Here is a 10,876-nt window from a genome sequence, read left to right on the forward strand (position 1 = left end):
AGCGTGACCTCATCGAGACCTGCGGCGGACTGGCCGGTAAAGACCGTTTTGCCCCAATGTTTTCCACCACCTGTGGACAACTCTGTGGAAGTGGCGGCGGTCGCTATGCACAGGTAACTAGTCAGCAAGCGCTGCAAATCGGACATATGCCGTCGCCTCTTCCACACCTCGCTGTGGACGCGTGTGGACGACGGCCACCAGCCTGCGGACAACCGGCGGCGAGCCTGTGTGGTCGATGTGTACAGCCGAAAACCGTCCACAGCGGGCTGCCCCAGCTGCCATGCCGTCCCCACACGCCATGCACACCCCGGTCGGCGCTCTGACCAGCCACGACGCGGGTTGTCCACAGCATCCACAGCACCTATGACTACGACGAGATCCCAGTCAAGGAGGGAAGCCCCGACAACGAGGGTCTCTCCCACGCCCGGGCGCACCTCCGGTGAGACCTAAGGTGTTGCCCGATTCCGGCGCAGCGCGCATTCGGGGAGTGTCTGTGGTGCCAGTCACCCGCAGGCACTAGTGTCTGAGCCCCAATGTCCTTCCCCGTCGAAGTGAGTGCACCGTGAAGTTTCGGGTAGAGCGAGACGTCCTGGCCGAGGCCGTGACCTGGGTGGCCCGCGGGCTCCCGGCCCGCCCGCCGGTACCCGTGCTCGCGGGCGTGCTCGTCGACGCGAACGAGGACGGCACGCTGACGCTGTCGGCCTTCGACTACGAGGTGTCCGCCCGCATCACCGTCCCGGCCGACGTCGCCGAGGCCGGCCAGGTCCTCGTCCTGGGTCGGCTCCTCGCGGACATCTCGCGCAACCTGCCGAACAAGCCGATCGACGTGAGCACCGACGGGACCAAGGTCAACGTCGCGTGCGGGTCCTCGCGCTTCGCCCTGCGCGAGATGCCCGTCGCCGACTACCCGACGCTCCCCGCCGCACCCGAGACGAGCGGCACGATCGCCGGCGACGTCTTCACGCAGGCGGTCGCCCAGGTCTCGGTCGCAGCCGACAAGGGTGACACCCTGCCGATCCTCACGGGGGTCCGCATGGAGATCGACGGCGACAAGGTGACGCTCCTCGCGACCGACCGGTACCGGCTCGCGATGCGGGAGCTGACGTGGAGCCCCTCGGCCCCCGACGCCAGCCACGTCGCGCTCATCCCGGCCCGTCAGCTCTCCGACACGGCCCGCGCCCTCGGCGCGTCCGGCTCGGTGGAGCTCGCCCTGGGCCAGGGCGGCGACGGCCTCATCGGGTTCGAGGCCGGTCAACGTCGCGCGACGACCCGTCTGCTCGACGGCGAGTACCCCAAGGTCACCTCGATCTTCCCGACCTCCGTCGACACCGAGGCGGTCATCGAGACGGCGGCCCTCGAGGAGGCCGTCAAGCGTGTCGCCCTCGTCGCGGAGCGCAACACGCCCGTGCTGCTGAAGTTCACCGACGGCCAGGTGGCGATCGAGGCCGGAACGGGTGAGGATGCCCAGGCCTCCGAGGCGGTCGAGGCGACCCTCAACGGTCCCGAGATCCAGATCGCCTTCAACCCGCAGTTCCTGCTCGACGGCCTGCACGCGGTCGGCACCGCCTGGAGCCGGCTGTCCTTCACGCAGCCGAGCCGTCCCGCGGTCCTCACCGGCCAGGCCGAGGCCGACTCCGAGCCGGACACCGGCTACCGCTACGTCCTCATGCCCGTCCGCTTCGCCAGCTGAGCCGGCGCCGCACCAGCACCCCAGCACGCACGCCCGGTCCGTCCGGCAGTCCAGACCCGGCCCGCGTGGCCTGATCGGGGGCGCTGCCGGGTAGGGCGTAGCCTCGTAGCGCCTCACCCGATCCCCCCACGCTCCCTGTAGAAAGGCTCGCGACATGCAGCTCGGTCTCATCGGTCTCGGCAAGATGGGCGGCAACATGCGCGAGCGGTTGCGCCGCGCGGGCCACGAGGTGGTCGGTTTCGACCGCAACCCGGACGTCGCGGACGTGCGCACCCTGCCGGCCCTGGTCAAGGCCCTCGCCGCCCCCCGCGTCGTCTGGGTGATGGTCCCCGCCGGTGACCCGACGCGCGAGACCGTCGCCAAGCTCGCCGACCTGCTCGAGCCCGGTGACCTGGTCATCGACGGAGGCAACTCCCGCTTCACCGACGACTTCGAGAACGCCAAGCTGCTCGCCGAGAAGAAGATCGGCTACGTCGACTGCGGTGTGAGCGGCGGCGTCTGGGGCCTCGAGAACGGCTACGGCCTGATGTGCGGCGGTGACAAGAAGTGGGTCAAGGCGGCGATGCCGATCTTCGACGCGCTGCGGCCCGAGGGCCCCCGTGAGGAGGGCTTCGTCCATGCCGGCAAGGTCGGCGCGGGGCACTACACGAAGATGGTCCACAACGGCATCGAGTACGGCCTCATGGCGGCCTACGCCGAGGGCTACGAGCTGCTCGAGAAGAAGGACATCGTCACCGACGTTCCCGGGGCGTTCAAGGCGTGGAGCCGCGGCACCGTGGTGCGGTCCTGGCTGCTCGACCTCATGGTCGACGCGCTCGAGGACAACCCGCACCTCGACGACGTCTCCGACTACACCAACGACTCCGGTGAGGGCCGCTGGACGGTCGAGGAGGCCATCGCCCTGTCTGTGCCGATGCCCGTCATCTCGGCCTCGCTCTTCGCCCGGTTCGCCTCGCGCCAGTCGAGCTCCCCGACGATGCAGGCCGTCGCGGCTCTGCGGGGCCAGTTCGGTGGGCACCAGGTCATGTCGATCGCCGAGGGCGAGAAGCTGCGCCAGGGCGATGTGCCGACGACGGCCAAGCGCTCGGCGAAGAAGGAGTCCCCGACGAAGCAGGCCGCGAAGCGCGGGTCGGCGAAGCAGGCGAGCAAGCGCGCTGCGGGCTCGGCGTCGAAGGCCAACGTCGGCGCGGCCAAGCAGGCGGCGGCCTCCGGTCGGGCCTCGGCGACGCGGGCGACCGACATGGCCGACACGGTTCGCGGCCAGAAGCGTGCCGCGAAGAAGACCGCCAAGAAGGCCTGAGCAGAGCGCCGCACCCTCCTTGCACGTCCGTCACCTGACCCTCAAGGACTTCCGCAGCTATCCCAGCGCCGAGCTCGCGCTGACGCCGGGCGTCACGACGCTCGTCGGCCTCAACGGCCAGGGCAAGACGAACCTCGTCGAGGCGGTCGGCTACCTCGCGACCCTCGGGTCGCACCGGGTCGCGACGGACCAGCCGCTGGTGCGGTTTGGCGCCGCGCAGGCGATCGTGCGTGGAGCGATCATGCGCGACGACCGCGAGACGATGGTCGAGCTCGAGATCACGCCGGGTCGGGCCAACCGGGCGCGGCTGGGCCGCTCCCCCGTGTCGCGGCCGCGTGACGTGCTCGGCACCGTGCGCACCGTGCTCTTCGCCCCCGAGGACCTCGCCCTCGTCAAGGGCGACCCGTCGGAGCGCCGCCGGTTCCTCGACGAGCTGCTCGTCCAGCGCCAGCCGCGCTGGTCGGGGGTGCGCTCGGACTACGACAAGATCCTCAAGCAGCGCAACGCCCTGCTCAAGTCGGCCGCTCCGGTGCTGCGCAAGGGCGCCCGCCGGCCGCCACGGCCGGCACGCGACGGTGACCTCCCGCTCGACGAGGCACGTGAGTCGGCGCTGCACACCCTCGACGTGTGGAACGACCACCTGGCCACGGTCGGCGCGCAGCTGCTCTATGCCCGGCTGCGCCTGCTGCGGGACCTCGCACCCGACCTGTCCGAGTGCTACGACGCCGTGAGCGCAGTCGCGTCGAACGCGCGGGCCACCTACCGCAGCTCGCTCCACGAGGACCTCGCCGCCCGCCTGGCCGCCGGTGAGGTGCCCGAGATCGAGGAGCTGCGCACCGGCATGCTCGAGAGCCTCGCGCAGGTGCGGTCCAACGAGATCGAGCGCGGGATCTCCCTCGTCGGTCCGCACCGCGACGACCTCGTCCTGTCGCTCGGTGAGCTCCCCGCGAAGGGCTATGCCAGTCACGGCGAGTCGTGGAGCTTCGCGCTGGGACTCAAGCTCGCGGCATACCGCCTCCTTCGCCGTGACCTCGGCGACGACCCGGTGCTGGTCCTCGACGACGTCTTCGCCGAGCTCGACTCCGGGCGCCGTGAACGGTTGGCGGCCCTCGTCGCCGACTGCGAGCAGGTGCTCATCACGGCTGCGGTCGGCGCGGACGTGCCCGACGTGCTCCGCCGGAGCGGGACGACGTATGCCGTGGAGCTCGGTCAGGTGCACCCCGCGGTCCCACCCACGGCCGCTCCGGAGAGCGAGACACCCGCTGAGGACCCCGTGTTGAATGAGGCGGTGGCAGAGGTCAAGGTGCCCGAGGGCGACGGCGATGAGTGACGAGACGCCGGACGTCGAGCCCGAGGAGACCCCCGAACCGACCGACGAGGACACCCGGATCGCCGACGCCGCAGCCTCGGCCCTCGCCCGGGCCCGGGCCGGCGCGGCCGAGAAGGGTCTGCGCCCCGGCATGCGGCCGAAGAAGCGCCGGCGCCCCATCGGTCAGGCGCCGGTCCTGTCGGGGTCGTCGCGCGACGGCCGCGATCCGGCGCTGCTGGGCGACCAGCTCGACCGCCTGCTGCTCGACCGCGGGTGGAAGGTCGACGTGGCCGTGGGTTCGGTCATGGGGCGGTGGACCGAGATCGTCGGCCCCGACATCGCCGGGCACGTCGAACCGCTGACCTTCGTCGACGGGGTGCTCACCGTGCGCGCCGACTCGACGGCCTGGGCGACCCAGATGCGTCTGATGGCGTCGTCGATGCTCGCCCGGATCGACGAGGAGATCGGCGCGGGCGCGGTGAGCGAGCTCAAGGTCGTCGGGCCGAGCGCGCCGTCGTGGAACCGGGGCGCCCGGCGCTCCCCCGACTCGCGCGGCCCCCGGGACACCTACGGCTGAGCTCGTCAGGCGGGTGTCAGTGATCGGACGCACACTGTCGTCATGACCTCGACGCAGCGTTGCACGATCGTCCCGCCCTACATCCTCGAGGCGCTGGCTGCCAGCGGCGAGCCGGCCGTCGCCAGACATGCCCGCGAGGCCCTGCGCCAGGACGAGCTCCTGCGTGCGTCCCGGCGCACGCCGACAGCTCGGCCCACGGGGCGCACCGCGCCGCGCCGGCCCGACGCGACGGGGCCGGGAGCTCCTGCGCCACACCGCACGATCTTCGACGCCAAGGGCACGCAGACGACGCCGGGGACGCAGGTGCGCGCCGAAGGTGGCGCTCCCAGCAGCGACGCCGCGGTCAACGAGGCCTACGACGGACTCGGCGCGACCTGGGAGCTGTGGTCGACGGCATACGGCCGCGACTCGCTCGACGGCAAGGGGATGCCGCTGCTCGCGAGCGTGCACTACGGCCGCAACTACGACAACGCCTTCTGGGACGGCACGCAGATGGTGTTCGGCGACGGTGACGGCGTCATCTTCGAGCCCTTCACCAGGAGCCTCGACGTCATCGGCCACGAGCTCGCGCACGGCGTCACCGAGCACACGGCCGGCCTGATGTACCAGGGGCAGTCGGGCGCGCTCAACGAGTCGATCTCGGACGTCTTCGGGGTCCTGGTCAAGCAGAAGGCGCTCGGCCAGAGCGCGACGCAGGCCGACTGGCTCGTGGGCGCCGAGCTGCTCAACCCCTCGGTCAAGGGGCGGGCGCTGCGCGACATGCGCAACCCCGGCACGGCCTACGACGACCCGCGGCTCGGCAAGGACCCGCAGCCGGCGGACATGGCCCACTACGTCGACACCCAGGACGACAACGGCGGCGTCCACATCAACTCCGGCATCCCCAACCGCGCCTTCGTGCTCGCGGCCGAAGCGATCGGCGGCAACGCGTGGGACGCCCCCGGGGCGATCTGGTATGCCGTCCTGTCGGGTGACGGGATCAAGGCGGACTGTGACTTCGCGACCTTCGCGGGTCTCACCGTGGCCGCGGCCGGGAAGGCGTACGGCGACGGGTCCGCTGAGCAGACAGCGGTGCGCTCGGCGTGGGAGCAGGTCGGCGTGCTGACGGCGGGTGCCGGGGCGCCGGCCTCGACCGGAGGCGGGCAGGGCTCGACGCCCACGACAGGTGGTCGCGACCGCGGGGGCAGCGGCGCGACGCCGGGGGCCGACGCCCAGGTCGTGCTGCGGCGCACCGGCGGCTTCGCGGGCCTCGTGCGCGAACGGAGGATGTCTCTCGGCGAGCTTTCCGAGGGCGACGCCAAAGACTGGCAGCACCTGCTGGCGGCGCCGACGCTCCAGCGCATCGCGGCCTCGACCGAGGGCACCCACCCCGACGCGTACATCTACTCCGTCGTGTGCGACGAGGTCGGCTGCGACGTCATGATCCACGAGCCGCACCTGCCCGAGGCCATCCACTCCCTCTTCGAGCGCACCCTCAGCGAGGGCTGAGCCCCCGCGCGCTCCGGCCGGCTCAGTTCGTCGACAGGAAGTAGGGGTCGTCGCCCTCGGGGATGTCGGACGACCGGGGCAGAGCTGGGGCGACGACCTCGCAGGCGCCGTCCAGCGTGCAGCGCTGCAGGTTGCGCGCCCCCGCTGCCTCGCCGACCTGCACGGTGATCGTCCCGTCGTCACCCATCCGGTAGGTCACCGGTGAGCCGTTGCCGGTTGTGGCGTCTCCCGAGCCTTCGAGCACGATCGCGGCGTCGCTCGTGCGGACGACGACCAGGCCGCCGTAACGGAAGCTGCGGTCCGGGTTCAACTGCGACCCGTCGAGGCCGTCGATCAAACCCGTCGCGAGCAGGTAGGCGCCGTTCGTCGAGAACGACCGAAAGACGAGCGGGCCGCAGAGCCGCCAGCGCTTCGCTCCCGTGAGCAGGTCCCGCAGCTCGTGGCAGGGGCTGGCGGACGAGCCCTCCTGCGCGACGGAGACGACAGTGGTTCCCTGTGCGGGGTCCACCACATCGAGCCGGAAGGGTAGCTGCCGGGTCTGGTCCGTGGTGAGGTCCCAGGCCACGGAACTGTCGGCATCGCCGCGGTTGGCGTAGACCGTCCGGCCCACGACCCCTACGACCTCGTAGCCTGGAAACATCCCGCCGCCGTTCCCCGAGCAGGCGCACGTCGCCGCAGCAAGTGAGCCGAGCTCGTCGCCCCACGAGGCGTAGGCGTGCAGGTTGCCCTTGACGTCGGAGGAGGCGATCAGGGTTCCGTACTGGGAGACACGCGTGGTGCCGGTGATCTCGAAGATGAACGCGCCTTGATCGTCGACAACCGTGGTCACGAGGCTGTCGGCGTCCGTGAGCAGCCAGCGCCCGCCCTCGAGCTGTGCCAGGGCCCCCCACCGGCCCGCCGGCTGCACCCGGAGCGTCTTCGTGCCGTCGTGGATGACGCCGTCGACGACGTAGGGCGCTGACGGCGTCGCCGTCACCGGCCCGGTCGTGAAGCGTGCGGTCACCGGCGCGGGAGCACCACTGGCAGTGAGGGTCGGGATCGCGGTCGGCGTCGCTGTAGTCGTCCGAGGAGCTGTGGGCGACGGCCGGCCGGTCGGTGCGGTCGTCGTCTGCGACGGGCCGACCGGCAGGGGACGAGCGCCCGTGGGACGCAGGGCTCCCCAGCCCACTGGCACGGCGACGGCGAGCACGAGCCCGGCGGCCAGGGCCGCCACCCCGAGCTCGCGGCGTCGGTTGGATCGGTCGCGGGCGATGGCGCGGTCCGCGAGGTCGGCCACGACGCGTACCCCTTCGGTGTGTTCGTCGAGCGCCCGCTTGAGCCGCTGGTCCATGTCGCTCATGCCGTGGCCTCGCTCATGCTCGTGCGCAGCGCGGAGATCGCGCGGCTCGTGTGACTCTTCACGGTGCCGACGGAGCAACCGAGCACCTCGGCGGTCTGTGCCTCGGTCAGGTCCTCGTAGTAGCGCAGCACGACGGCCGACCGCTGCTGGCGCGGGAGGTTCTGCACGTGCCGCCACAGGTCGATCGACGCGGTGGGGTCGAGGCCAGTCACGCCCGGCGGATCGAGCACCTCGAGCACGTGGCTGCTCGGTGTCTCGTGTCGACGGAGCAGCCCTCGCCATCGCGAGTTGTTCTCGTTGACCATGATCCGGCGCACGTACGCGTCGGGCAGCTCGGCGGCCCGCACCCGGTCCCAGTGCCGGTAGACCTTGGCGAGCGCGTTCTGGAGCAGGTCCTCGGCGGCGTCGCGCTCACCGGTGAGGAGGTACGCGAGGCGCGCGAGCGCCTGCTCGCGAGCCCTGACGTAGGCCGTGAAGTCGGCTCCCCGTTCGGCGTCGTCCATGACGGCTGGTCCCCTGTTCGGTCACGTGTCCACCAACGTCCGGCCCGTGCCGGCACCCATCCAGACCACGGATCACCCCGGAAGGTTGTCCGCGCATTCTGCCGGAGCCCCTGTGGACGACGGCGTCCCGGAGAGTGCGGAACGGGGAGAATGGGCGCAGACGGCGGACCCGCGGACCCCGCCGGCACCGCGGCGAGTGAAGGTGCCTGAGGGGCGCTGAGGCCCCCGGGCGTGATCCTCCCCTCGGATCGAGGGGTGAGCGGGCCGGAAAGTGGCCGTTTCGCGCGTCTGAGGGCACGGTTCGCCGCGTCGGACCGTTAGACTGGAGAGGTTGCGGCTCGACGTCCACGTCGGGCCGCCCGCATGAGGTCAGACCACCGAGGAGAGACGTGTCCGACGCCGACGAGCCGATCACCACCAGCACCACCCCCAGTTCCACCGGATCCGACTCCGTGGCAGCACCCGACACCGTGACCCCCGCAGCGGCTACCGCCGTGGCCGTCGACGTCCGTCCGAACGGCGTCGACTACGACGCGAGCGCGATCACCGTCCTCGAGGGCCTCGAGGCGGTGCGCAAGCGCCCCGGCATGTACATCGGGTCGACGGGCCCGCGCGGTCTGCACCACCTCGTCTACGAGATCGTCGACAACGCGGTGGACGAGTCGCTGGCCGGCTACGCCGACACGATCGACGTCACCCTCCTCGCCGACGGCGGCGTGCGGGTCAAGGACAACGGCCGAGGCATCCCCACCGACATCCACCCGGTCGAGAAGATCAGCGCCGTCGAGCTCGTGCTCACCCAGCTGCACGCCGGAGGCAAGTTCGGCGGGGGCGGCTACAAGGTCTCCGGTGGCCTGCACGGCGTCGGCAGCTCGGTCGTCAACGCCCTGTCGACGCGCCTCAAGGCCGCGGTGCGCCAGAAGGGCCACGTCTTCCGGATGAGCTTCACCGACGGCGTGCCCGACGGACCCCTGGAGCGGCAGGAGGCCACCGACGAGACCGGCACGACGATCACCTTCTGGGCCAACGCCGACATCTTCGAGACCGTCCACTACGACTTCGAGACCATCCGGGCCCGGATGCAGCAGATGGCCTTCCTCAACAAGGGCCTGACGATCAACCTCGTCGACGAGCGCATCGAGCAGCCCGCAGGTGAACGCGACGTCGACCTCGACGACCTCGACGAGGACCTCGAGGTCGTCGAGGAGTCGACCGAGGACGACGAGCCCCAGGACGCGGCGGCCGACGCCGGCTCCGGCGAGAAGAAGACGCTCACGGCCAAGCGGGTCAGCTACCGCTACGACAACGGCCTCGTCGACTACGTCAACCACATCAACGGCAGCAAGCGCAGCGACCCGGTGCACCCCGAGGTCATCTCCATCGAGGTCGAGGACGAGGCCCGCTCGCTCAGCCTCGAGCTCGCGATGCAGTGGACCAACGCCTACAGCGAGTCGGTCCACACCTACGCCAACGCGATCAACACCCACGAGGGCGGCACCCACGAGGAGGGCTTCCGCGCGGCGATGACCAAGCTCGTCAACGACTTCGCGCGCCGCCAGAACCTGCTCAAGGAGAAGGACGAGAACCTCACCGGCGACGACGTGCGCGAGGGTCTCACGGCCGTCATCTCGGTCAAGCTCGCCGAGCCGCAGTTCGAGGGCCAGACCAAGACGAAGCTCGGCAACTCCGAGGTCAAGGGCTTTGTCCAGCGCGCCATGACCGAGGAGTTCGGACACTGGCTCGGTGCCCACCCCAACGAGGGCAAGGACATCGTCCGCAAGTCGGTCCAGGCCGCGGCCGCACGGATGGCGGCCCGCAAGGCCCGGGAGGCGACCCGCCGCAAGGGCCTGCTCGAGTCGGGCGGCCTGCCGGGCAAGCTCAAGGACTGCCAGAGCAAGGACCCGAGCATCTCCGAGGTGTTCATCGTCGAGGGCGACAGCGCCGGCGGCTCGGCCACGCAGGCACGCGACCCGCACACCCAGGCGATCCTCCCGATCCGCGGCAAGATCCTCAACGTCGAGAAGGCGCGCATCGACAAGATCCTCGCCAACAACGAGGTCCAGGCCCTCATCTCCGCCTTCGGCACGGGCATCGGCGAGGACTTCGACATCGACAAGGCGCGCTACCACAAGATCGTGCTGATGGCCGATGCCGACGTCGACGGCATGCACATCCGCACCCTCTTGCTGACGCTGCTCTTCCGCTTCATGCGCCCGCTCATCGAGGCCGGCTACGTCTACCTCGCGCAGCCGCCGCTCTTCCGCCTGCGGTGGAGCAACGCCGAGCACCAGTTCGCCTACAGCGACCGCGAGCGCGACGGCCTGCGACTGCTCGGTGAGGGCAAGGGCTGGCGCCTGCCGAAGGACAACCCGATCCAGCGCTACAAGGGCCTCGGTGAGATGAACTACCAGGAGCTCGGCGAGACGACGATGGACCAGAGCACGCGCACGCTGCTGCAGGTCACGCTCGACGACGCCGCCAAGGCCGACGAGGTCTTCGCCGTCCTCATGGGTGAGGACGTCGAGTCGCGCCGGTCGTTCATCCAGAAGAACGCCCGCGACGTGAAGTTCCTCGACATCTGAACGCTCGGGAGCTCACGGCCCTGGCGGGCCTGCGCCCCCGAGTGCCCCCGACCACCGTCACGGACGTTTCACGTGAATCGTGACGACA

Annotated in this window: 8 protein-coding genes; 6 read left to right on the forward strand and 2 right to left on the reverse strand. The window is 70.8% G+C overall.

The window, feature by feature from the left end; all coding sequences use genetic code 11:
- Positions 1 to 562: 562 nt before the first annotated feature.
- The 5 genes from dnaN (at position 563) to AB4030_RS20310 (ending at position 6,364) form a co-directional block, all read left to right on the forward strand.
- Complete coding sequence (gene dnaN / locus AB4030_RS20290; protein WP_442281008.1) at positions 563 to 1,690, forward strand: DNA polymerase III subunit beta; 1,128 nt, start codon at positions 563 to 565, stop codon at positions 1,688 to 1,690.
- A 154-nt stretch (positions 1,691 to 1,844) separates the two neighbouring features.
- The gene (gene gnd, locus AB4030_RS20295) at positions 1,845 to 2,990 is read left to right on the forward strand and encodes a phosphogluconate dehydrogenase (NAD(+)-dependent, decarboxylating) (RefSeq protein ID WP_442281009.1); all 1,146 of its coding nucleotides are present in this window, start codon (positions 1,845 to 1,847) and stop codon (positions 2,988 to 2,990) included.
- A 19-nt stretch (positions 2,991 to 3,009) separates the two neighbouring features.
- Positions 3,010 to 4,320 carry a DNA replication/repair protein RecF gene (gene recF / locus AB4030_RS20300; RefSeq protein ID WP_442281010.1) on the forward strand — a complete coding sequence of 437 codons (1,311 nt, stop codon included), beginning with the start codon at positions 3,010 to 3,012 and terminating at the stop codon, positions 4,318 to 4,320.
- The gene (locus tag AB4030_RS20305; protein ID WP_442281011.1) at positions 4,313 to 4,876 is read left to right on the forward strand and encodes a DUF721 domain-containing protein; all 564 of its coding nucleotides are present in this window, start codon (positions 4,313 to 4,315) and stop codon (positions 4,874 to 4,876) included. Before recF ends, AB4030_RS20305 begins: the two co-directional genes overlap by 8 nt.
- A gap of 42 nt (positions 4,877 to 4,918) precedes the next feature.
- The gene (locus AB4030_RS20310) at positions 4,919 to 6,364 is read left to right on the forward strand and encodes a protealysin inhibitor emfourin (RefSeq protein WP_442281012.1); all 1,446 of its coding nucleotides are present in this window, start codon (positions 4,919 to 4,921) and stop codon (positions 6,362 to 6,364) included.
- Positions 6,365 to 6,386: 22 nt separating this feature from the next.
- Here the strand turns inward: AB4030_RS20310 and AB4030_RS20315 are convergent, their stop codons facing one another.
- Together AB4030_RS20315 and AB4030_RS20320 are read right to left on the reverse strand one after the other, a co-directional pair.
- The gene (locus AB4030_RS20315) at positions 6,387 to 7,703 is read right to left on the reverse strand and encodes a hypothetical protein (RefSeq protein ID WP_442281013.1); all 1,317 of its coding nucleotides are present in this window, start codon (positions 7,701 to 7,703) and stop codon (positions 6,387 to 6,389) included.
- Positions 7,700 to 8,206 (reverse strand): SigE family RNA polymerase sigma factor, encoded by a 507-nt coding sequence (locus AB4030_RS20320; RefSeq protein WP_442281014.1) that lies wholly within the window; start codon positions 8,204 to 8,206, stop codon positions 7,700 to 7,702. The genes AB4030_RS20315 and AB4030_RS20320 overlap by 4 nt, the downstream gene beginning before the upstream one ends.
- Positions 8,207 to 8,676: 470 nt before the next feature.
- Here AB4030_RS20320 and gyrB point away from each other — a divergent pair, with 470 nt between their 5' ends.
- Positions 8,677 to 10,788 (forward strand): DNA topoisomerase (ATP-hydrolyzing) subunit B, encoded by a 2,112-nt coding sequence (gene gyrB, locus AB4030_RS20325; protein ID WP_442281034.1) that lies wholly within the window; start codon positions 8,677 to 8,679, stop codon positions 10,786 to 10,788.
- Positions 10,789 to 10,876: the final 88 nt, after the last annotated feature.

This window comes from Terrabacter sp. 2YAF2, from assembly GCF_052114705.1.
In the GTDB taxonomy this organism is placed as follows: Bacteria; Actinomycetota; Actinomycetes; order Actinomycetales; family Dermatophilaceae; genus Terrabacter.